The 24376-nt window shown below is 38.7% G+C and carries 18 protein-coding genes and 1 rRNA gene (1 of these 19 only partly in view); 10 read left to right on the forward strand and 9 right to left on the reverse strand.

Annotated features, from left to right (window positions below):
- The 4 genes from SJY45_RS09770 to SJY45_RS09785 form a co-directional block, all read right to left on the reverse strand.
- Nucleotides 1-1435 (reverse strand): 16S ribosomal RNA (locus tag SJY45_RS09770) (it extends 91 nt beyond the left edge of the window).
- A gap of 594 nt (nucleotides 1436-2029) precedes the next feature.
- On the reverse strand, nucleotides 2030-4030 hold the full coding sequence (locus tag SJY45_RS09775; protein WP_400070359.1) for a putative porin: 2001 nt from the start codon (nucleotides 4028-4030) through the stop codon (nucleotides 2030-2032).
- 155 nt (nucleotides 4031-4185) lie between these two features.
- A complete protein-coding gene (locus SJY45_RS09780; RefSeq protein ID WP_400070361.1) occupies nucleotides 4186-5691 on the reverse strand; it encodes a hypothetical protein in 1506 nt (501 codons plus the stop codon).
- Between the two features lie 12 nt (nucleotides 5692-5703).
- The gene (locus SJY45_RS09785) at nucleotides 5704-8808 is read right to left on the reverse strand and encodes a SusC/RagA family TonB-linked outer membrane protein (protein WP_303407700.1); all 3105 of its coding nucleotides are present in this window, start codon (nucleotides 8806-8808) and stop codon (nucleotides 5704-5706) included.
- Nucleotides 8809-9028: 220 nt separating this feature from the next.
- Here SJY45_RS09785 and SJY45_RS09790 point away from each other — a divergent pair, with 220 nt between their 5' ends.
- From SJY45_RS09790 to SJY45_RS09810, 5 genes are all read left to right on the forward strand, one after another.
- Nucleotides 9029-9607, forward strand: coding sequence for a ribonuclease HII (locus SJY45_RS09790; RefSeq protein WP_303407697.1), 579 nt, complete (start codon nucleotides 9029-9031; stop codon nucleotides 9605-9607).
- A gap of 229 nt (nucleotides 9608-9836) precedes the next feature.
- A complete protein-coding gene (locus tag SJY45_RS09795; protein WP_400070364.1) occupies nucleotides 9837-11180 on the forward strand; it encodes an OmpA family protein in 1344 nt (447 codons plus the stop codon).
- Nucleotides 11181-11198: 18 nt separating this feature from the next.
- Nucleotides 11199-11897, forward strand: a complete 699-nt coding sequence (locus tag SJY45_RS09800; RefSeq protein WP_400070366.1) for a hypothetical protein — start codon at nucleotides 11199-11201, stop codon at nucleotides 11895-11897.
- A gap of 66 nt (nucleotides 11898-11963) precedes the next feature.
- On the forward strand, nucleotides 11964-12578 hold the full coding sequence (locus tag SJY45_RS09805; protein WP_400070368.1) for a hypothetical protein: 615 nt from the start codon (nucleotides 11964-11966) through the stop codon (nucleotides 12576-12578).
- A gap of 112 nt (nucleotides 12579-12690) precedes the next feature.
- Complete coding sequence (locus SJY45_RS09810) at nucleotides 12691-15468, forward strand: CHAT domain-containing protein (RefSeq protein WP_400070370.1); 2778 nt, start codon at nucleotides 12691-12693, stop codon at nucleotides 15466-15468.
- Between the two features lie 2 nt (nucleotides 15469-15470).
- Here SJY45_RS09810 and SJY45_RS09815 read toward each other — a convergent pair whose 3' ends face one another.
- Nucleotides 15471-16208 carry a tol-pal system YbgF family protein gene (locus SJY45_RS09815; RefSeq protein WP_400070372.1) on the reverse strand — a complete coding sequence of 246 codons (738 nt, stop codon included), beginning with the start codon at nucleotides 16206-16208 and terminating at the stop codon, nucleotides 15471-15473.
- Between the two features lie 2 nt (nucleotides 16209-16210).
- Nucleotides 16211-16780, reverse strand: a complete 570-nt coding sequence (locus tag SJY45_RS09820; protein WP_400070374.1) for an RNA polymerase sigma factor — start codon at nucleotides 16778-16780, stop codon at nucleotides 16211-16213.
- Nucleotides 16781-17255: 475 nt separating this feature from the next.
- Here SJY45_RS09820 and SJY45_RS09825 point away from each other — a divergent pair, with 475 nt between their 5' ends.
- The 4 genes from SJY45_RS09825 (at nucleotide 17256) to SJY45_RS09840 (ending at nucleotide 20657) form a co-directional block, all read left to right on the forward strand.
- Nucleotides 17256-17942 (forward strand): hypothetical protein, encoded by a 687-nt coding sequence (locus tag SJY45_RS09825; protein ID WP_400070376.1) that lies wholly within the window; start codon nucleotides 17256-17258, stop codon nucleotides 17940-17942.
- Nucleotides 17943-18091: 149 nt separating this feature from the next.
- Complete coding sequence (locus tag SJY45_RS09830) at nucleotides 18092-18457, forward strand: hypothetical protein (protein ID WP_400070378.1); 366 nt, start codon at nucleotides 18092-18094, stop codon at nucleotides 18455-18457.
- A gap of 191 nt (nucleotides 18458-18648) precedes the next feature.
- Nucleotides 18649-19209: a hypothetical protein gene (locus tag SJY45_RS09835; protein ID WP_400070380.1), complete on the forward strand. Its 561-nt coding sequence runs from the start codon at nucleotides 18649-18651 to the stop codon at nucleotides 19207-19209.
- A 122-nt stretch (nucleotides 19210-19331) separates the two neighbouring features.
- Nucleotides 19332-20657 carry a Kelch repeat-containing protein gene (locus tag SJY45_RS09840; protein WP_400070382.1) on the forward strand — a complete coding sequence of 442 codons (1326 nt, stop codon included), beginning with the start codon at nucleotides 19332-19334 and terminating at the stop codon, nucleotides 20655-20657.
- A gap of 22 nt (nucleotides 20658-20679) precedes the next feature.
- Here the strand turns inward: SJY45_RS09840 and lipB are convergent, their stop codons facing one another.
- From lipB to SJY45_RS09855, 3 genes are read right to left on the reverse strand one after another with little or no spacing between them, the layout of a single operon-like run.
- A complete protein-coding gene (lipB, locus tag SJY45_RS09845; protein ID WP_400070384.1) occupies nucleotides 20680-21396 on the reverse strand; it encodes a lipoyl(octanoyl) transferase LipB in 717 nt (238 codons plus the stop codon).
- A 27-nt stretch (nucleotides 21397-21423) separates the two neighbouring features.
- Nucleotides 21424-22161 (reverse strand): hypothetical protein, encoded by a 738-nt coding sequence (locus tag SJY45_RS09850; RefSeq protein WP_400070386.1) that lies wholly within the window; start codon nucleotides 22159-22161, stop codon nucleotides 21424-21426.
- Between the two features lie 10 nt (nucleotides 22162-22171).
- Entirely contained in the window at nucleotides 22172-22327 is a 156-nt protein-coding gene (locus SJY45_RS09855) for a YqaE/Pmp3 family membrane protein (RefSeq protein WP_215438162.1), read from the reverse strand.
- Between the two features lie 218 nt (nucleotides 22328-22545).
- On the opposite strand from SJY45_RS09855, the gene lysS reads away from it, so the two are divergent.
- On the forward strand, nucleotides 22546-24240 hold the full coding sequence (gene lysS / locus SJY45_RS09860; RefSeq protein WP_400070388.1) for a lysine--tRNA ligase: 1695 nt from the start codon (nucleotides 22546-22548) through the stop codon (nucleotides 24238-24240).
- The last annotated feature ends 136 nt before the right edge of the window (nucleotides 24241-24376 follow it).

Below are 24376 nucleotides of genomic sequence, written 5' to 3' on the forward strand. Positions count from 1 at the left end.
TGACGGACTTCAGGCACTCCCGGCTTCCATGGCTTGACGGGCGGTGTGTACAAGGCCCGGGAACGTATTCACCGGATCATGGCTGATATCCGATTACTAGCGATTCCAGCTTCACGGGGTCGAGTTGCAGACCCCGATCCGAACTGTGACCGGTTTTGTGGATCCGCTCTGCGTTACCGCATGGCTTCCCGCTGTACCGGCCATTGTAGCACGTGTGTGGCCCAGGACGTAAGGGCCGTGATGATTTGACGTCGTCCCCACCTTCCTCACGGTTTGCACCGGCAGTCCCGTTAGAGTCCCCGACATGACTCGCTGGCAACTAACGGTAGGGGTTGCGCTCGTTATAGGACTTAACCTGACACCTCACGGCACGAGCTGACGACAACCATGCAGCACCTTGCAAATTGCCCGAAGGAAAAGTCATCTCTGACCCTGTCAATATGCATTTAAGCCCTGGTAAGGTTCCTCGCGTATCATCGAATTAAACCACATGCTCCACCGCTTGTGCGGGCCCCCGTCAATTCCTTTGAGTTTCATTCTTGCGAACGTACTCCCCAGGTGGGATACTTATCACTTTCGCTTGGCCGCCCAGGTCTCAAGGACCCGGACAGCTAGTATCCATCGTTTACGGCGTGGACTACCAGGGTATCTAATCCTGTTCGCTCCCCACGCTTTCGTCCATCAGCGTCAGTCGATGGTTAGTCAGCTGCCTTCGCAATCGGTGTTCTATGTAATATCTATGCATTTCACCGCTACACTACATATTCCGCCAACTTCACCATAACTCAAGACCGACAGTATCAAAGGCAATTCTACCGTTGAGCGGCAGACTTTCACCCCTGACTTATCGGCCCGCCTACGGACCCTTTAAACCCAATAATTCCGGATAACGCTCGGACCCTCCGTATTACCGCGGCTGCTGGCACGGAGTTAGCCGGTCCTTATTCTTACGGTACCGTCAGTGGGCTACACGTAGCCCTTTTTCTTCCCGTATAAAAGCAGTTTACTACCCATAGGGCATTCTTCCTGCACGCGGCATGGCTGGATCAGGCTCCCGCCCATTGTCCAATATTCCTCACTGCTGCCTCCCGTAGGAGTCTGGTCCGTGTCTCAGTACCAGTGTGGGGGATCCCCCTCTCAGGGCCCCTACCCATCGCGGTCTTGGTGAGCCGTTACCTCGCCAACTAACTAATGGGACGCATACTCATCCCCTACCGTAACCTTTAACCATAAATACGATGCCGTAATATGGTACCATGTGGTATTAATCCAAATTTCTCTGGGCTATCCCACAGTAGGGGGCAGATTGTATACGCGTTGCGCACCCGTGCGCCGGTCGTCAACATCTAGCAAGCTAGACTTGTTACCCCTCGACTTGCATGTGTTAGGCCTGCCGCTAGCGTTCATCCTGAGCCAGGATCAAACTCTTCATCGTTGTTTCATTATATGTTATAAGTCTTTCAACCCCGAAAATTTCCCGGCCCCGACTCTCATCCTAAAATAAAAATCTTAAACTCTAATCTGTATGTTGTTTCGTAATTCATCGGAACAAAAAGGTTTCCCAATTCATCCCTTTACGCTGTCTCCACAATATGTCAAATGAACTTCTATATCCCTCCCGGTCTCCCGGGAAACGCCTTCCGAACATCTTACTGTCTGTCTAAGCGGCTGCAAATATACAACTGTTTTTCTAACCGGCAACTTTCTTTTAAAAAAAATCGAAATCTTTTTTTTCGCCGTCTCAAAACAATATATCACAAGGAACGTTTACTCTTTTTTAACCCCCGCTTAACAAACATCTTCATACCTGTTTAGCGGGCTGCAAATGTAACACCCTTTTTTAATTCCAGCACAATTTTTAACGGAAAATTTCGTTTTTTAACGCCCTGACCGCACAGCTGCTTGATTATGAGACATAAAGGGAACAAGGTTTTTCCTTCCTTTCGGGTCATTTCCAGTACCAAAGGCTTGACATGGACGCAACATGGCACCATGAACATGCACCTGCCCTCCCCAAAACACACCCGAACTACGAGAAAAAGTTCCACACAAGACCGAAACGGATCACGAAATCACGGTATGGATACCCAGGGGCGGAATAGTATGTAGGCTTCTCTATGAACAAAGAATTGAAGTGTTCCGCCTTTAAATAGATTCTGGTTTGTTGAATTTTTGCATTTATGAAGAAATCCAACATAGGGAAGTTACCCAATTTTTGATCGTTCTGAAGGTAGAATTCACCCAAAAGCGAATTGTAAGCATCCATATTATACGCTGTAAAATACTTTAGGGTTACTCCTGTTTGCATAAACATGGCCTTTTTAAAAACGTCGGAAGAGAAGTACAATGTATTCCTAGTTACCAACTCAGGCACGTTTAAAACCTGATTTGCCTGAGATACATTTTGATACATAACTGTATTATTTAACGCAAAACCTCCCAGCTTAAACTCCTTGGCATATTTTACCTTGGTATGGTTGAGTACATTGCCTTCTTGCAAAGGGCGTATCGTAGCATTCTCCATACCTTCTTCCAACAAAACGGATGGGTCTTGCCCAAAATAGGTATAATTATCAACCGTCTGGTAACTCACCATAAGATTACCCCACAACTCTGACTCAAAGTCCAAACGTAAACCGTATACCTGTTCTTTTTCAAAATTGGACAGGTTTAACCAGTTGTAATTTTCATAATCACTTTGGTAAAGCAAGAAATTAAAATCCGGCATCTTTGATGAACCAAACGCAGATACGGTTATCTTATGCTTATCATTTAACCTATAAGATGCGGAAGCGTTCATTTGATTACCACCCAGCTCTCCTGACAAATTATACTTTGCCGTGGCCTTTAATTGAAAACCTTTTATACGCTTTTCATATTCCGCACCTAATGCAATTTCTTCGCCCTTTAGCCTACTTGGAATGGTTACCCTTTCTTCATTTATGAGTATACTATTGAAAAAGTAGTTGTAATTGTACAGTGAAATATTACCTTGAAGCCTACCCAACGTTGCATTATAAAACTCCGCATTAACTTGGTTGTACATTGTTTTTAAACTGGCCTTGTCCTCTATTGGCGAAACCAGATTGTTTCCATAGTATTCGTTTGGAGTAGTTTGGTTAAATGCGTAATACTTGGTTTCATAATTAAACTGATGACCTATACCTAATGATGTTTTTTCTTGGCGACTAGAGTCCTTTTCCTTTCGTATCAACTTATATAAATGATCAAAAAAGTAGCGTTTTCCCAATATCTTACTATTGGCATCGCTAAAACGGACATCTATCTTAACCCGGTTACTAAAGTCTGCGAGACCGGACTCAAACTGCCCCTCCTCATCTACCAAACCGCCGTTTTCCATATTTTCAATATTCTGGGCGGCTATATGTGCTCGTAAGCTATACCTATTATTCTTGGTAACATAATTGGTAGTAGTCCTAAAATTACCTGATTCCGATTGGTTATATTGGTATTTACCAAAAGAACGAAACCCTTTGTACGCTAGAGAAAAATTGAGTCTTCTAGAGGTGTTGAAGGCCAAGTTGGCATCTAGTAATTGACCTTGTTCAAAAGTAGTCTTGAACAACAAATCTGACATTGGCGTGGCTACATTATAATAATCAATGTCCTCCTTCTCAAAATAATTACTGTGAAGTGCAGTAGCCCCCAACGACGGATACAAATTATTAGAAGTAAAATCTACCCCTAACTTATTATATGGTTTTCCTACGTTGGCAAAAGGCATAAGTTCAAAATCGTCCTTCCTTAAATAATTGTATTTATATTCTTTCTGAATGGTAAGTGTTGTATCCAAAAATGTGGTATCTCTAGCATAAGAAATAATCTTGTAATCTTTGATTGTTAACTCCTCCGGCTCCTCTTCTTTTTCCTTTTCCTTGGGTCCTAATCTACGTGGCATACGACGAACCGCCGAAGTATCTATGTCTCTTTTAGGAGGAATAGAGTCTTCTTGTGCAGAGACCTGAATACATGAAAAGTGAATTAAGAAAACTAAAAGAATATATTTCATTGAAGCTAATTACAGCGGTAAAGTTAATTTTTTTAGTTCGTAATTAAATGTGAAAATTTTAAGTTCTTGGATAGAGGTTTAAAAATTGATTTTCAAAACAAAAAAAAGCCGTCAACTAATATGACGGCCTTTCCTAGCAAAATTCAAATAAAAATCTAGTATACCAAATCTATATTCCTCCAGTCATTTGCACCAGAAGCAGTACCTGGTTCACCTACAGCAGCAGTACCGCCAAAAGTATATATATCATCTTGAGTAATTTCAAGTTCAGATGCCGGCACAGGATACATAGTAGGCGAGCCTGCTTGCAACATATCATGCCTTCTCATGAACCACCACTCTACGCAAATTCCCGATGCAAGGTCAAGTTCTATAGACACTTCATAAAGCAAAGCGTTCAAAACGTTAGGTCCTGCTGCCGTTGTAGACTGATTACCCTTTGACATGCGAGGAGAAGCATCTAAAGCTGCAACAGCTGCACTAAAGTTTCCTAAACGATAGTGGCACTCAGCTATTATATAATCTATTTCGGCCTTTGCAAAAACATTGGTAGGCAGACCGGTTTCGTTCTGATCATTGTCATTAAAAAACTTCACAGTTTTATAACTTGAAAAGAGATACCGCCCTCTTGAGGCTCTAAGAAATCCAAAATCGTCACCAACATATTCGTAATACTCCTCAAGTCTAGGATCGTCCGATACTGCTTCTCCTAACACAATACTTTCATCTTCAGGATAATCCGTATCATAAGTGGGGTCAAAAAGGTGCAAAATTTTCAAATCCGTAGGCATATAACCCGCATCTCCTAAATCAAACAATGACCAATCTTGAAAATTATTAAAAAACACATCTTCTTCTGCCAATGGGCTAAAGTCTTCGGTTAGGCCTTTTTCGGCATAAGCTAGTATAGCGTTATAATCAAGAGTTTCTGCTTCGGCATTATCCCTAGGCAAACCTATAGATAGACGTGCCAAATAACTATTTGCCAATTCTAAGAACTTAGGACCGTCTAGCATCTCTCCTCCTGGATAAATACTATATTGGAATCCGCTAAAAGAACTAGCCTTCTGGATACCTATCTCAATGTTCTTAACGGCTTCAACAAAAACTTCTTGATAAGTAGAAAACTCAAGTGCACCTGGATCCGTATCCGGATTTACGATATAAGCTTTATCATATATTAAAGCAAGATAACCTTGCGCCACACCTTTATCAAAATAAGCAGCAGCCAATTCCTGTTCCGTAAGATCACTGTCTCCAACCATTACTTGGTTACCATCATTCTCTATATTACCTATTACAATATTGGCATTATTGATTACTGAATTAAAACTATTCCATGGTCCACCGGCTTGAGATGAAAGGTCATCGTTAGCAGTTGAGTTTATAATCTGCCTTCTAGGTTGATCACAAAATGCCCAAAAACCACTAAAAGCATTTGTTGTAGAGAATTGATCAGCTATACCTCTAAAGAAAATACCTTGAAATTCTATTTGATTGTCGAATAAGGCTGAGTGATTAGAAATATTAAAGTTCTGAAAATCGGGTCCGTTCGCCAATACTCTTTGCGAATCTGCCTCATTGGAATTGCGTATATCGAATTCCTCTTGTGTACATGACAGTACTGTCATGGCCATGACAATATAAATTATTTTTTTCATGCTCTTATTTTTTTAAAATGTTATCTGTACCGCTGCAGCGAAAGTTCTAAAATTTGGAAAAGAAAACTCATCCAACTTAAAAATAGGACTTCCACTAAGTGCTACTTCCGGATCATAACCTGAGTAATCCGTAAATGTGTATAAGTTTCTACCTGATAGTGTAAATTTGATAGCATCTATTGGAATTTTAGGTCCCAATATGTCATCATCCAAAGTATATGACAATGAGATTTCACGGATTTTCACAAAGGTTGCATCCTCAACAAAATAATCAATAGGAGCAGCTCCATTGTAAATTGTTGAACTAGCATTAGCATAAGAAGATTGCTGACCTGCAGCTCCATATGTATCTAAATCTGCATGTCTATCATTGAAATACAAAAATTGCTTGGTATAATTATAGACATCCCCACCAATTTGAGCATCTACAAGTGTGTAGAGACTCACGTTTTTATAGGTCAATGTATTTTTGAAGCCCATATTGAAGTCTGGGTTAGTATCTCCAATTAAACCTACAGCTAATTGATTTGTCTCAGGGTTCCACTTTCTAATTGCCTGTTCTCCGCCTGCGTTTACCAAACCAGACTGATCTTCATTGGCGGTCACAATAACATGACCAAATTCGTTAACCGAAAAATCAGATATTGGTAGATTAAGTCCTTCATTGATAACTACGCCATCCTCAACGGTTAAATCATCTAACGATGTTGCCAGTTGATTTCCGAACATTGCTCCAAATGGCTGCCCTGGCTCAACCCTAAAAACATTTACCGCTGGATCTGCATCCAATTGCTGGTTACTGTTACCTGCTCCAAAACCTTGAATAACCCTGTTGAAAGGAGCAACCGAACCTAAATTATCGACCGAATTTTCAACTGTCGCGAAAGTGATACCAAAATCCCATGTAAAATCTTCGGTTTCAAATGGCGTACCGTTAAATGCAACCTCATATGCCTCATAGGAAGTATCCGCTACATTTTGAACTTGAACGCTTCCTGGAACCGCGCCAGATAAAGGTACCGTAATCAAGGCATCTTCCGTATTTGAATTAGCATAAGTAAATGCCAATGTATACTTATTTAAGACCTGAAAATCAAAACCAACTTCCAATTCCTTTATTGTTGGCGATTGCAAGTCAGGATTACCAATTTGCAATGGAGTAATACCCGTCTGACTTACTGAGAACGTCTCAAAAATGTCTCCAAAGCTAGGTCTAAGACCTGCAGTACCATAGGAGGCTCTAAATTTTAATTCATCTAACCATTCCGCATCAATATCCTCACCCAACCTATAGGCCAAAGACCCTCTATAGAAAAGTTGATCGCGATTGTCCTCTCCAAAGAGCGAACTTCTATCCGACCGTACAAATCCACCAATTATTAATTTGTCCTTCCAATCAAAATCTGCGGATAAGAATACGTTTTGTGTTTTCTCTTGAAACTCACCCGAGTTTACACTAATATTCTCAGTACCCTGTTGTAAATTACTAACCCCTTCCGTTAAAAAATTAGAACTTTGGGCAGTTTTAAAAGATCCTTCAAAGTCTTCAAATAAATACCTTAAAGAAGATTTAAAATTAAAATCACCAAAACTAGTGTTGTAATTTAACTGAGCATAAGAATTGACTCGAGCGTAATCACTATCAATATTTAAAATAAAACCGTTGTTGGTATTCGGATCAAATTGAGAACCTGAAACATAACCTTTTGGGAAAAAGTTAACGAATTCACTACGGCCTCTGTCCGTAGACAAATGAGTTTCAAATACCAAGTTATCCGTAATGCTATACTTACCAGTAACCGAAGATACTAATCTAGTATTTTCATTATCGAACTTTTGGTTTGAAGCAACATACAAAGGATTTTGATATTCATTGATAAATCCATTTCCATCAAAGAAGGGAATAAAGTTTCCGTTAGCGTCTTTTTGATCTAGTCTTACCGTTGGGTTCGCCGTTAACAAATTAAAAAATACGTTATCTCCTTGTCCAGCTTGAGTAACCTCTGCCCCTGTTTGCCTAACCAAATAATTGGTTAGTTCCAGCTTAAATTTGCTACTTAAGTTTACATCCAAATTTAGACGTGCATTTTGTCTTTTAAACGGGTCAAGACCTCTTATAATGCCTTGTACCTCTGTTTGCTCAGCCGAAACATAATAGTTAACCTTGTCTAGATTCTGAGAGACTCCTACACTTATTTGACTGTAGGGTTGGGAGCTAATGAACTCATCTACGTTATTTATCAAATCACCAGGATAGGGGTTGTCAAAAATCCCGTCTGGGTCAGCAACTATTGAACCGCTGCTAACATCAAAATTGCCATTTGCATCTAACAATCTATCATGATTCTTTGCCAATGGATAATCTCTTTGAGTATTAGAGAAACCATTTTCAAAACGCAATGTTACTTTAGGCTTATCTGTGGTACCCCGCTTTGTTATAATTTGGATAACACCATTACCTGCCAATGAACCATAGAGAGATGAAGCTGCCGCCCCTTTTACCACCTCTATTGTTTCTATATCCTGTGTACTTATTTGATTAAGTCCTCCTTGAGTTATAATACCATCTACAATAATTAGCGGTGCAGTGCTCCCTTCTATAGAACTTGCCCCTCTTAAAATAACAGCAGCATTACGGAGCGGATTACCACCACCTTGAACAATTTGCGCACCAGCTACTTTTCCAATTAAAGCCGATGCAGCATCAGGAGTTGGTACATTTTGAGTTCCAGTTACAGGTACTGTCTCCACTTTAAAAGCCAGCTTCTTTTTTGAAGTACCTTGGGCAACACCGGTCAAAACCACCTCATCTAAAGCTTGGGCCGAATATTCCATCTGTACGTTAATGGAATTTGAGGCACCAACCACTCTTTTAACCGTTTTTTGTCCGATATAACTATATCTAAGACTCTGCCCCTCTTCTGCACTAATGGTATAATTACCGTCAAAATCTGTTTGGGTACCATTTGTAGTACCTATAACCACAACGGAAACACCTGGTAACGGAAGACCATCTTCATCCGTAACATTTCCGGAAATTGATTTTTCTTGGGCAAAAGAGTAGCCTGATAATAATACCAAAAAAGGCACTATAATCCATTTAAATTTTCGTTTCATGTATATGTTTTTGTGAATTAGTTTCGACAAAAAACCTAAAAATTTGTTAATAATCCAAATATTATCACAAATTTTGTTTATAAAATGTTAATTTGACACTTATTTTGTTAAAAAAACAACAAACGCGATTTGACCAGTATTTCTTAGAAAAAGGAGACCTCTATATTGTAATTTGTAATAAGTAATTATACTTTACGGTCCTATTAATTTCCATTGAAAAATGCTATTAGAGAGATACAAATTTGAAAACGAAGCCGGAACCGATGAAGCTGGAAGAGGATGTCTAGCCGGACCAGTTACGGCCGCTGCCGTAATCTTGCCCAAAGGATTTACAAATAGCATTTTAAACGACTCAAAATTACTGACCCACAGCAAAAGGGACGTGCTAAGGCCCATAATTGAATCTAACTGCACAGCCTACGCCGTTTCCCATGTTTTTCAAGAAGAAATTGATGCCATAAATATTTTAAATGCCTCAATTTTAGCAATGCACAAGGCTATTGAACAACTAAAAACAACTCCCAAATTTATTATCGTAGACGGGAACCGGTTCAAGCCTTTTAAAGATATTCCGCATGAATGTATTATAAAAGGCGACGGAAAATACATGAACATTGCCGCAGCATCCGTTTTGGCAAAGACTTACAGAGATGCATATATGGATGTGCTTCACGAAGAATACCCAATGTACAACTGGAAAAAAAATAAGGGCTACCCTACAAAAGAACATCGTGCGGCCATTAAGAAGTATGGTATTACCAAATATCACAGGAAAAGTTTTCGGTTACTCCCCGAATAATAGAGTCCAAGCATTTATTTCTATTTTTTCTTACATGTAGGAAGAGTAATATTTATTCCATCTACAAAGTATTTTATACCATCCATACAATTTTCACATCCAACAAATACAAATCTCTCTTTTAAAAAACCCATTTCATTTAGTTTTGATGTTAACCTTTTAAGGTGTTTAATCATTAATGTAAACATTAGGTCTACGGACAATTTTTACATTATTAAATACCAAGTACATGAAAACACTAGAACACTACTTAAAATTTATTTTACCCATAGTGTGCATCTTTTTTGCCCACCAGACAAGTGACGCCCAAATTTTAAGAAAACTGGGTAAAGCTGCCGAAAGGGCCGCCGAAAGAACGGTTGAACGCAGGGTAGAAAAAGAAACCTCCGAAAAAACGGATCAAGCCCTTGACAGTATTTTTGAACCTGGATCCGAAAAAAAGAAAAAGAAAAAACCTAAAACCAATCCTTCCAACAGTCCCGGAGAACAAGAATCCCCAGAAACTAGCGAAGAGAATTCCCCCAATAACCAAGAAGAATCCAGTAAAACTGAGTCAGAAACCATTAAAGTGTACAGTAAATTTGATTTTGTACCAGGTGATACCCCAATTTTTGTAGATGATTTTTCCAACGATTTTGTGGGCGATTTTCCATCTCGTTGGAATACAAACGGGAGTGGAGAATTGGTAACCCTAGACGGGCAATCCAATAAATGGCTGAAAATTTTACCCGGTTACCAAACTACATATATTCCGGATGTCACCAATCTACCCGAAGAATTTACCTTGGAGTTTGATGTTATTGCTACCGGACTGGACGGTAAAACTTCCTCTCAATCTTATTTTGGAGTAACTATAAGCGATAACAACACCTTTAAAAAAGGTGCCAATTTAGGCAAGGTAGAATATTCTTTTTGTCAGTTTATTGCACGTGGGGTGGTGGTTGAAAACAACATTGCCTCAAAACGAGTTATCCGTAATGACGTGGGTGCAGATATCCGAAATATTGTAAATAAGAAACACCATGTTTCCGTGGCGGTCAACAAACAGAGATTTAGACTATGGATAAACGAAACCAAATATATAGATGTACCACGGCTTTTACCGGCCAGTGTGCAAATGCAAGGTGTTAAGTTTACGCTTCGCGGAACGGACACCAAGAAAGAATCTATACTCATAGGGAATATAAAAGTTGCAAAAGGAGGTGTTGACTTACGTAGAAAATTACTTGCAGATGGGAAAATATCCACTAACGGAATCCTTTTCAATAGTGGCTCTGCCAATATTCAACCGCAATCTATGGGCATCATCAGACAGATATATCAAGTACTGCAACAGGATAGCAACATACGTTTAAAAATTGTTGGGCATACTGATGCCGATGGAGACGACAGTAAAAACATGAGCCTATCTCAAAACAGAGCTGAAGCTGTCAAAAATGCCTTAATATCAGTATATAACGTATCTTCAGACAGATTAACAACAGAAGGTAAAGGTGAAACTGAGCCTGTTGGCGACAATTCATCACCCGATGGCAAAGCGCAAAACCGACGCGTAGAATTTATCAAACTATAAAAACATAAAATGAACACTATGAAAACCCCTTTATTGATTACCTTATTTTGCTTCTTCACTATGAACATCACTTTTGCACAAGAAAGTTGTAGTAAATTCTATCCTTTAGAAGAAGGGAGCTCATTTGAATACACGAGTTACGATAAAAAAGGTAAAACTGATGGCAGCGTAAACTACACCATCACCGATGTTCGTCAAGAAGGTTCGGCAGCAGCAGCTACTTTTGACATGAAATATAAAGATAAAAAAGGTAAGGATGTTTTTGAAAGCAGCTATTCCTTTAGTTGTGAAAACGGATTGGTTACAGTTGATTACAAATCGCTTTTCCCCTCTCAAATGATGCAACAATATTCAGAAATGGGATTGGAAATGGATATTTCTGGTACCGATATTGAGCTTCCCAATGACCTCAGCGTAGGCCAACAATTAAATGACGCCAACGTTGCCATTGCTATGAGTATGTCTGGCATTAACATGAACGTTTCCGTAGACCAAACCAATAGAAAAGTAGAGAAGAAAGAAAGTGTGACCACTCCTGCAGGTACCTTTGATTGTTATTTGATCACCGAAAACAGCACCACAAAAACCATGGGGGCTACTATTAAAATGAAATCTAAACTATGGCTTGCAGAAGGTGTTGGTATGATAAAACAGGAATCTTATAAGGACAATGGTAATTTAATCAGCACATCTGAACTTACTTCTTATTCAAAATAGAACAAACTGTTAACCTTTTTCACCTAAGAACATTAAACAATACTTATAACCTCTAAACCCTCTATTATGAAAATGAAACTATTTTTAGGATGCACACTTTTATTGATGTTTACATCATGTATAAAAGACTATGTTGGTCATGCAGATGACAAGGTTAAACTAACCAAAGAAAATTATATCTATGAAGGTGACCTCTACTCCTTTTATTTAAGCAACGAAATAGCAACCTTGGAAAACCATATAAAAGAATTGGAATCTATCTCACCCAACGACCCAAAATACAATGAAGCTCAAAAAGAAAAGGCTATGGCCGAAAGCCAAAAAAAGGAATTTATGGAGGTACAGAACAGTATTTTTGATTTAGGTGTTTTAGGAATAATAGACCCGGACAATCCTCCCCTTCCATGTTTATGTTGGACACTCTCCAACTTGCAAGAGTTCCTTATCACCACTCCGGACACAAAGATCCTGAATGTTAGCGTTCTAGATTTGAACGGAAAAGAGATAAGTAAAATCATAACCGAATTTTCGCCATTACCTGAATACAACAATCAAATTCTGTATCAAAAGTTTGCCACCCTAGCCGCAGAAAAAGGCGAACTACTTATAAAAATTGAGAAATTAGGAAAAGATGGAAAGCCATTTAATTACACAATACCTGCCTATTATATTCCACAATAAAAATAACCTAATGATACCCTTACAAATGTAAAATCCATAATTTATTGTAGTACAAATCTTTAAACGAACTTATTCGTAAATTGGCCTTCATATATATGAAGGCCAATTTTTTATGAAACCAATTATTGTATTTTGCATCTTCTTTTTAGTATGTTGTTCATTAATTGGGCAGACTCATGAATACAATAACCATTTAGATTCCTTAACAAAGAAATCGCGTCAATTTTACTACAAGCAACAAGATTCAGTATATCACTATTTTCAAAAGATATATTCACTTTCCAGTGCGAACAACTCTTGGAACGACAATTTCTACACGCTGATCAACTGGAACAGACAGTCTATTTACTTTTATGATTTACAACAAATTAAATCTAACATTCGCTTACTGGATTCTATTTCCTTAGTTCATGAAAAAGAAATAGATACCTCTTCTAATAGGCTAATGATTCAAAATTCGCTTCTGTACGATAAAGCCATGTACTATTACAACATTAATGAGTATAGTACATTACGAAATGCTTTATTGAAAATAATAGACTCATATAATGAGACCCAGCCAGAAACCCTTACTACAGGTCATGCCTACCTTATCTCCAGCGGCTATAGCCTTCTAGCAAAAGCCTATAGCAACGGAGGCAAATATGATTTAGCCAAACAGTATTATCATCAAAACATTAGATTCTTACAGAAACATTTGCCCAATAACCTCCCCTATCTATTAAACACATATAGCTTGTTAGGTGAAGTTTATGAAAGAGAAGGCCAGTACGGACTATCCAGCTCTTATTTTCAAAAATCATTCTCATCTCATTTAAAAAACAACTCAAACTTAAATTACGTCATTACGGATGGATGCCGACTGATTCAAAGCAAACTGGCCCTCACCCAGTTGGATAGTGCCAATCATTATCTAAATCTGTTAAAGGATAAAATCCCTGAAAAACATCCATTTTGGCATAAATATTATGAAGCAGAAGCGGGGTTTTACAAATCAAAAAGAGAATACCAAAAATCGACCGAAGCTTATACGAATGCTATATCCGCCTTAAAAAGAAAGTGGAAAAATCAAAATCATGATGAAATTGCACTCCTATATAACCAAATAGGGTTAATGAATATATATTTCAAAAAATATGATGGGGCTTTGAAAAATTTCAAGTTGGGAATTGAGCAACTATCCGTTCACAATCCTAACGGCACCACCTTATTAAAACTCCTAAAAAACAGAGCTGAGGCACTCTCCAGAATTGGTAATGAATCCTCTTATCCTCAAGTTATAACTACCGTTAATCAAGCGTTGATCCAATTGGACACCCTAAAGCCTACCTTTAAAAGCCAAGCGGATAAGCTGACGCTTATTGAAGATGTATATCCGCTTATAGAATCTGGCTTGAACGCTCTTTATAATTTGTATACTATTAAGGGAGAAGGCAATTATATTGACCAGGCTTTCAAGTATAGCGAAGAAAGTAAATCTGCTATATTGCTTGAAGCTCTATTGAACACCAAAGCAACCAAATTTGGCAATATTCCTCCTGAACTTTTAGAGCGAGAAAGTCAGTTGAAATCCGAAATTGTTCACTTGGAAAAGAAGACCAACTACGTTAAGGAAAAAACTGACACATCAGAAGAACTTCTTTTTGACCTTAAACAGGAACACCGGAAACTCATTGCCGATTTAGAAGCTAACTACAATGATTATTTCAACTTAAAATATAACACCAAAACCATTTCACTACGGGGGTTACAGGATGAATTGGGTGAAGGAGAAAAATTAATATCCTACTTCTACGGCAACCATGATATTTATGTAGTAACGGTTACCAAAGGCGAAAAGAAATTAGGAAAAATTCCGATAACCGAAGAATTAGAAACCAGGATTAAATCCGCTTATAAAGATTTGGCAGACCCACAGTCCGATATAAAAGAACTAAGCAAAAAAACCTATCAACTGTACAACAGATTGTTAGCACCTTTTATAACTGAAGCAGACCAAGAACTTACACTTATAACGGACGGGTTATTAAACTACATTCCCTTTTCGGCCCTAAATACGAACAACAACGACTTGACCTACCTAATTGAGCATTCTGCAATAAGATATAGTAATTCGGCTACACTCCTTTCGGAATTACGCAACCGACCTGTAAACACGCCAAATGTACTAGCCGTAGCCCCAAGTTTTGATGGTACATCTCAGGTTAATATCAACAGGTCCGCACTTTCACCCTTGCCCCATAATAGTTTAGAGGCCAAAAGAATTTTGAGCACTTTTGAAGGGCTTTCTTTACTAAAAAATGATGCTTCACTAGAAAATTTCAAAAAGGAACACAAAAAATATGGCATTCTACATTTGGCCACACACGCTATTTTTAACGATAGTACTCCGGAATATTCCTATTTGGCTTTTTCGCAGAACCATAACAACAATAATGAAGACCTTCTTTTTGTAGCAGACTTGTATACGCTTAGAACAGATGCCGACTTGATTACTTTAAGCGCATGCGAAACGGGTATTGGAGAATTGCGCCGGGGAGAAGGGTTTATGGGCCTTTCCCGTGGGTTCTTCTATGGCGGGGCTTCCAGTATTGCCAGTACTTTATGGAAAGTAAACGATGCTTCTTCCGCCAACCTTATGGGGTTGTTCTATACGCATCTCTCCAAAGGAGAATCTAAGGACAGAGCTATGCAAAACGCACAGATAACATTTTTACAAAACAACAGTCAAAATGCCTTGGCACACCCCTATTATTGGTCTGGATATGTACTCTCTGGCAATAGCACACCGGTATTAATTAAATACCATTGGGGATATTGGATAATTGGAGCCGTAATTCTTGCCCTGTTAGGGTTTTGGGCCTTCACTAAAAAAAAGAGAATTAGTTGACCTTATTCTAATTCTTTCAAGAGCCGTTGCGCCTTATCTTTATTATAGTCAAATTGCGAAACAAGCTCATTTAAATATTCTACAGCAGTCTTCTTATTGTTTTCTTTTATGGCAATTAATGCTAGATACCAATAGGTCTCTGCTTTAAACTTTTCATTTGATGCTCCTGTGTTAACCAGTAATTTTTTGGCCTCGTCCAACTGACCTGAATTTAAATATGACAACCCTAAGTAAAAATCCACATATCCTTTTTTATCGGATTGAGGTATTCGTTTAAAGTTTCCAATAGCCGACTCATAATTACCTAATTCATAATCCGTAAATGCTTTTCTTTCAATAGATTCAACAGACTCCCCCCTAGTAATGGCATAAACTGTATTGGGATATTCCTGAAAGTTCTCCCGGTACAGGTTTTCATAATCGGGTCCTGAAAAACTATTGTATCCCAACCAACCTAAACCTATCAACAACGCAATAGATGCTGCCATGGCCCATTTCCTATAGTTTGTTCCAGGTAATTGACGCACCGGTGTAGCACTTTCTATCTCCTTTTCAAAACCTTTTAGCTTAGCCTTTAGGTTTTCATTTTCTTTCTCTCTAATAACTCCCTTTAAGTTATTTTCAAAGTCGAATTGTTTCTTGAAACCGATATCCGTTTTCAACAACTCCTCAAATTGATGCTGCTGTTCAACCGTCAATTGGTTGGAAAAATAATTATACAACAAAAGTTCTTTATCCATGATTAGTAGGTATTTGCTTGGATTTTTTCTCTAAGCGTTTTCATGCAACGCGATTTGGCCGCTTTGACCACATTCTCATTATTATAATTTTCAGCCTCCATAATCTCTTTTATGGTATAACCCCGGTAATAAAAAAGAGTCAACAATTGCTGGCATTTTTCGCCTAGAGTACTAAAGTGCTTTTTCAATAAAACCTGTTCTTCGGAAAGATCGGGTCTTTTCAAATCAAAGGTATTTACCTGCTCATCTGTTTCTTCAACCCTTGATAAATCATAATCACCACTTACCATTTTTTTATTCTTTCTCATCTTGTCAAAAATTAAATATTTGCCAATAGAAAACAGGTATGTAGAAATACTGCTGGTTAAGCTTTCTAGTTTTCCGCTCATGACATTATCATAGAAAATAATATAGGCATCTTGATATACATCTATATTTTCTTCTTCAGAAAGGTTGTAGCGCCTCGCATAATTCAAAAATTTTGTGCGATTGGACTCATACACCTTTTTTAAAAGAATATCAGACCCTTTTCGTAAATCTTCAAGCGTTATTTCTGCCTGTATATTTTCCATTTAATGCATATCTAATGAGAAGGTTAACAGCGGTGGCATCTAATTTAACATTTTTTGTTTGCCCACCCTGAAAACGAGCTAATAATTTCAGAAAGGATATAGTAGCAATTAAAAAATAAAAAGTAGCAGTCATGTTAACCTCTTTCTAAGTTTTCATATTAAATAATGAACCGAAAAATGAAAATTATGAACACTTATGAAAAATTAGAATTGTTAAAGTGGATATTCATAACAGCCTTCATCATTACCCTATTGTTACTCATGACTATACTGTTTCAATATTAAAAAAATCCAATTGAAACAATTAAAAGTATCCGAACCAGTATGGAAAATTCAATTGCAATTTAAAAGCTGGTTTTACCTCACTAAATGAGCATACCCCAAAAATCACAACCTCTTTTAAAAAGAAATTATACGAGGTCGTTAACCTTTTATTTCTGGTTTCATTAAAAGCCGTAAACAAATTCTACATATTATGAAAACTACTTTAAAATTTTTATCCTACATTTTTCTAGGTATTGGCCTTGTGGCCATTGGATGTTCAAAAGATGGTGACCCAGGGTCAGACGGACTGCAAGGGGAACAAGGAATACAAGGAGAACCTGGGCAAGATGGTGAAGATGGAGTTGATGGTAAAGACGGTAATGCCAATGTAGTAGCCTCCGATTGGTTCCAACCCATTGAATCCGATTTTACGAGTAGTAGTGATAGCCATAAGACCTTACCAATACCACTAAGTAATTACAACGTAAATGAAGATGTACTACTGGTTTATTACTATGATCAATATGAAAATAATTCATCTTATTCCCATTTTTACCTCATTCCCTACTATCGCTATCACATTGACGGACAAACAATAGACAAGTCCATCACTGTTGATATAAGGCCTACTTTTTATAAGATGTACGTTAAAATAACTTCATATTCTCGGAATTTAAGTCCAAGAGAGTATCTCTGGGAACCAGATGCTTTAAACCCAGAAAATAAAGGAGTCCGTTTTCGATATGTAATTATTCCATCCAATACAGCAACCGGTAAAAATGCTAGTTCACCATCAATTAAAAAATCTTTTGAATACACTAAAAAAGAACTTTCAAATAATGGAATCGATATAAATGATTACTACGCTGTTTGTGATTATTATGGTATAGCATATTAAGCAGATAAAACATAAATGTTGATCCAAGTTTGAGGTTTATATCCACTTTTATCTTTCCGTGCAAATTCTATCCAAGAGAAACGTTTTTATAAAACGCTGTAAATAAAGGCATGAGTAATATTCTTTAACACTAAACAAAACAAAAACCAATGAAAACAATTAAAATAACACTTACAATAGTCGCCCTTGGCTTAACTACATTTTGCCAAGCGCAGCAAACTCAAGACAAATCAAAAACAGATACCACTAAACAAATGAACCTTCTAGACGAGCAGACAAAGGTCTTTGGTGAAGTTTTTAATCTGATGGGAGCGGGAGCAGATAACCCCGTAGGCGATGCGACCAACTATCTTGAATTGATAGAAAACATGGATATGTCAGATGAAATGAAGCAGTCCCTTCATAATCAGTACGAAATAATCGATTTAGGCAACGACCCCACAAAGAAAGAAGAACTCAAAGCAAAGGTCAATAAGATGTTAAATGATGCTAAATCAGAAGATTCTAAAAACTAATCGTGAACCATAAGTAAAGAACCGAATCTGTTAGCCAGCCGTTATGAAGAAGTATCAAAGGCCTGCTTTTACACCCAGAAGACGAAGAACCTCGGCTCAAACCGAGGTTTTTTACTCTCCAATGTTAACCTTTATGAATCCCTCACATTAAATAAAAAAAATACAATCAGTAATCTATAAAAATTATTAAAATGAAAACAAAATTTAAATTTTTCATGAGCCTAATAATGGTTTTTTCAATTGCGATTATTTCATGTTCAAAAGATGGCGATGTAGGTCCTGCTGGACCGCAAGGAGCACAGGGGGTACAAGGGGTACCAGGGCAAGACGGCGCAGATGGAGTTGACGGTACTGACGGTACTGACGGAACCAATGGTCAAGATGGCGAAGATGGCAATGCCAATGTTGTTTCGGTTATGTTTGAAGATAAAGACATCGTCGTTGGTGACAATCCCTTTGATATGTCCGAACTGACACAAGAAATATTTGACACAGGATTCGTTTTAGGATATGCCAGGAATCCTTCAAACACCTTTAAATGGGAAAGTCTACCCATAGTCATTTCTAACGAAGTTCGTATGGATATTGACGAAATCCGTGTTGGGGGCCTTATCGTACACTCCATTTTTAATCAGACCTTAAGCTTTAGGTTCATTCTTGTTGAAGGCAATCTATCTGGGAAAACCGGAAGTGAAAATCTTAAAAAAATGACCTACGAAGAAGTAATACAGTATTTTGGCTTGGAATACTAGCTTTATTTTAGGCAAAATAAAAAACCTCGGCTCACACCGAGGTTTTTTTACGCCCTAATGTTAACCTTTACTATCCGCTACCATTAAAGTGAAACTAAACGTATCACCCTAAAAAAAATATTATGAAAACACCATCAACATTCTATCTCGTTCTACTGTTAGGTATGTTTCTACTAAACGCCGCTTGTTCCAAAGACGATGGGCCAGAAGCTCCACCCCCGGCTGCGGAAGAACAACCCAAAGAGGAGGAAAATCCTAGCGAAGAAGAAGAAGAAGAAGAACCTGCTAACCTCGCACCCGAGCCATTTAATTTGATCGGGGTAACGGACGGTGCCGTTGGTGTAGACGTATACCCTACTTTCAGTTGGCAGGCCGCTACAGATCCAGATGGGGATGCCATCACCTACGATTTGTATTTGGGTAAAGAAGAGGACCCTACTGAACTATACACGGCAGACCTTACCAGTACCTCTTTTGAAGTAACAGAGCGCCTGCATACCTATGACTTCTATTACTGGAAAGTGGTAGCCAAGGATCCCGAAAATGCCACGATGAACAGCACGGTTAACGAATTTAGCGTAAGGGGGCTAAAATTTGACAACACCCCAGTAACCGCTGCTGCTGCTTTCTCGGGAAGGTCTAGTCATACCACCGCTGTTTTTGACAACAAGATGTGGGTCATTGGTGGTTATGACGATACAAATAAAAATGACGTTTGGTATAGCGCAGATGGTCTTACCTGGACCGAGGCTACCAATGCGGCCCCTTTTTCCGCAAGAAGTATTCACACCACCGCTGTTTTTGACAACAAATTATGGGTCATTGGGGGAATTGACGGAACATCTAGAAAAAATGACGTTTGGTACAGCGCCGATGGCATTACCTGGACCGAAGCTACGGCAGATGCCCCGTTTTCCGCCAGATATTATCACACCACAGTTGTATTCGATAACAAATTGTGGGTCATTGGGGGCAATGATGGAAGGCTCAAAAATGATGTTTGGTTCAGTACCGATGGGTTTACCTGGACCGAAGCTACGGCAGATGCTCCGTTTTCCGCCAGAGATTCTCATGATACAGTTATATTTAACAACAAATTATGGGTCATTGGAGGAATTGATGCAACATCTAGAAAAAATGACGTTTGGTTCAGCGCAGATGGGGTTACCTGGAGCGAGGCTACCGTTCCGGCCCCGTTCTCGACCAGAGAGTCTCATACCACCGCTGTTTTTGACAACAAATTATGGATCATTGCGGGTTATGATGGAACACTCAAAAATGACGTTTGGTACAGCGACGACGGCATCACCTGGACAGAAGCTACTGATGCGGCTTCTTTCTCAAGAAGAACTTATCATACCACCGCTGTTTTTGACAACAAATTATGGGTCATTGGAGGCTCTTCAAGTGAAGATCGTTACATGAACGATGTATGGGCTTTTGATTAAGATTAAAGGAAAAAACCACGGCTCACACCCTGGTTTTTTCCTTTATCAACTCTGCCTCAAAGAGACTTTCAAAATGTTTTTGTAACTTTCCCATAACCTCATCCATATCAACGGTTTCCTTCCCTAATTCTACATTCAAAGAAGTAACGGCCTTATCCTTTATGCCACAGGGAATCATCAAATCAAAATACCCTAAATCCGCATTTACGTTTAAAGCAAACCCGTGCATGGTTACCCAGCGGCTGGCACGTACGCCCATGGCGCATATTTTTCTAGCAAACGGGGTGCCAACATCCAACCAAACTCCGGTTTCTCCTTCGGAGCGTTCGGCTTTCAATCCGTATTCGGCCAAGGTAAGAATGACCATTTCCTCTAAAAAACGCAGGTATTTGTGAATGTCCGTAAAGAAATTATCCAAATCTAAAATAGGGTAACCTACTATTTGTCCAGGGCCGTGATAGGTAATATCTCCGCCCCTGTTGATTTTATAAAACTTTGCGTTTTTTGCAGCTAGTTCTTCCTCGCTAATCAAGAGGTTCGCAAAATCGCCGCTCTTGCCCAAGGTGTAAACATGTGGGTGCTCTACAAACAAAAAATGATTGGGTGTGGGTTCATTGGCTTGTCCCCTACGATTCTTTATTTTTAAATCTACGGTCTCCTTGAACAGGGCTTCTTGGTAATCCCAAGTTTCCTTATAATCCTTTAAACCTAAATCCTGCAAATAGACCTTCTTGTTCATGCTACAAAGATATGAAAAGGTAATGCCCTAATCCTCTAATTCTACCTCGATCAATATAGACTCCGGGTCTTTCAGCATTTCCATAAAACCAACCTCGTAGATCATGGTCTTTCCGTCCATTGAAAATGTGGCATCCTCCACGTTGGTAGATTTTACCCGTTTGGGAAAATGGTATTTAAAGGTATACGTAGAACCGGACAAGAACATTTCTGCACTCGAAAGGCTATCTATACTTTGCTTGAACAAGTCTTGGTCCACAATAGCTGCAGAACGCTTAAATTTGTTCTTTTTAAAGCTATAACTCACTTCCGTAGCTTCGTTAGCGGAATTTTTTGGCATGGGTTTACTTCCTGCCGCCGGACCAATGCTACTTGCACTTTGAAAAGCATTAAAAGCATCGTTAATTTCGGAAACGTTTTTGAAGTCCGTAAACATATCAAAGTTCATGATTCCTTCTTCGGCATTGACCAACATATGAAGGCTAAAAGGCTCTAACTTTTTTAATTGAGCTTGCTGTTCAGGAGACAATTGGGCTATACTATCCTTTTTATCCCGTAGCAAATCTTTAAAAACCAAGGTAGAATCTATAACTTCTTCCAGCTCCGTAGAATCTGTTGAAGGTAACATTTGGAGCATTTCGCTTCCGTCAAAGCCAATGTTCATCTTACCCGTTCCATCTTCATTAAAATGTATTTCCTCCGTAAAATTGCAGGCTACAAATAAAACGGTAATGAACACGATTACCAATGCTCTAAAAAATTTCATAGTTTGGATTTTAATTGGGGTTGTTCAAAATAACCAATGCAGCTATAACACCAGGTACCCAGCCACAGAAGGTCAAAAGTAGAACAATTAAAAAGGACCCACAACCTTTTCCGATGACCGCAAGCGGAGGAAAGATGATTGCCAGTAAAACACGTAAAAAACTCATTTTTGATATTATTTTATTGATTGATGATGTACTTCTTTGACGCTTATATCTATAATTTGTTACAGAATACAGAGCAAAAAGAACTCAGTAATTTTAAATTTTACCGCTCTCCAACTCATTCCTCTTAACAAACAAAGTGCCAAGCTTGTAATTTCATATTGTATCATGCATATAGTAAACCACCTATAGCTTATATTTGCAGCCTTAAATAGTAAAAAATGCAACTTTCGGAACAAGAAATTATTAGAAGAGAAAAATTGACCAAATTGCGCGAATTGGGCATTAACCCCTACCCCGCTGCACTATACCCTGTTGATGCTACATCAAAGAGCATTAAATCTGATTATAAGGAGGGTAAAAAGGTGGTCATTTCAGGTCGTTTAATGTCCAGAAGAATTCAGGGCAAGGCTTCTTTTGCCGAGTTGCAGGATAGTGAAGGCCGTATACAGGTGTATTTTAACCGAGACGAAATCTGTCCCGGTGAAGATAAAGGCCTTTACAATGACGTCTACAAAAAATTGTTGGATATAGGGGATATCATTGGTATTGAAGGGGAACTCTTTACTACGCAAGTAGGCGAAAAAACCGTGATGGTCAAAAACTTTTCGCTCTTAAGCAAATCGTTACGCCCGTTACCTTTGCCCAAAAAGGATTCCGAAGGCAATGTGTACGATGAGTTTAACGACCCGGAAATGAGATACCGCCAGCGGTATGTAGATTTGGTGGTCAACCCTAAGGTAAAAGAAACCTTCATCAAGCGTACCAAGATTACGAACAGTATTAGAGAATTTTATAACGCCGCTGGTTATTTAGAGGTAGAGACCCCTATTTTACAGCCTATACCAGGTGGTGCCGCTGCAAGACCGTTTTTAACGCACCACAATGCGTTGAACATTCCTTTGTATTTACGTATTGCAAACGAACTCTATCTTAAAAGATTGATCGTAGGCGGATTTGACGGTGTTTACGAGTTTTCAAAAGATTTCCGTAACGAAGGTATGGACCGTACCCACAATCCGGAGTTTACCGTAATGGAACTCTACGTTGCCTACAAGGATTACAACTGGATGATGGATACCACTGAAAAGCTTCTCGAGAAAATTGCTCTTGACGCCAACGGTACTTCCAAAATTACAGTAGGTGAAAACGAAATTGAATTTAAGGCTCCTTATGCCCGTGTGCCCATTCTTGAAGCTATAAAAATACACACCGGTAAAGATGTTGCCGGTATGGGCGAAGAAGAACTTCGTGCTACAGCAAAAGAACTTGGCCTTGAAGTGGATGAAACCATGGGGGTAGGTAAATTGATAGATGAGATTTTTGGCGAAAAATGTGAGCATCATTACATTCAGCCTACTTTTATTACGGACTATCCAAAAGAAATGAGTCCGCTTACCAAAGAACATAGAGATAACCCTGCACTTACCGAGAGGTTTGAGCTGATGGTAAACGGTAAGGAATTGGCAAATGCCTATTCTGAGTTGAACGATCCAATTGACCAACGTGAACGTTTTGAAGAGCAATTGAAATTATCCGAAAAAGGAGATGATGAGGCTATGTTCATTGATCAAGATTTCTTGCGTGCCCTTGAGTACGGTATGCCACCAACATCCGGTATCGGTATTGGTATAGACCGTTTGGTAATGCTCATGACCAACAATTCTTCTATACAAGAAGTATTGTTCTTCCCGCAAATGAGACCGGAGAAAAAAGCGGTTGAACTAAGTGAAGAAGCTAAGATTGCTCTAGAACTTATTAAAGTAAATTTTGAAGGTGTACTAAGTAGCATTAGAAATATCTGTGAATTAAGTAATAAAAAATGGGATAAAGCCATTAAAGAACTAAAGAACAATGACTTAATAAAAATTTACAAAACTAAGGAAAACACTATAACGGTTAAATACAAAGGTTAATTTCAATCATCTCCTAGACAGAAAGACCCTTCATTCTATCATTAAATGGTAAATGAAGGGTCTTTTTATTTCAGCAAATTCTAGCACATTACAGCTATTTATGTGTCACAAAATTGTCACGTTTGTCAAATTACCA

The sequence above is a fragment of the Zobellia russellii genome (genome assembly GCF_044597075.1).
GTDB lineage: Bacteria > Bacteroidota > Bacteroidia > Flavobacteriales > Flavobacteriaceae > Zobellia > Zobellia russellii.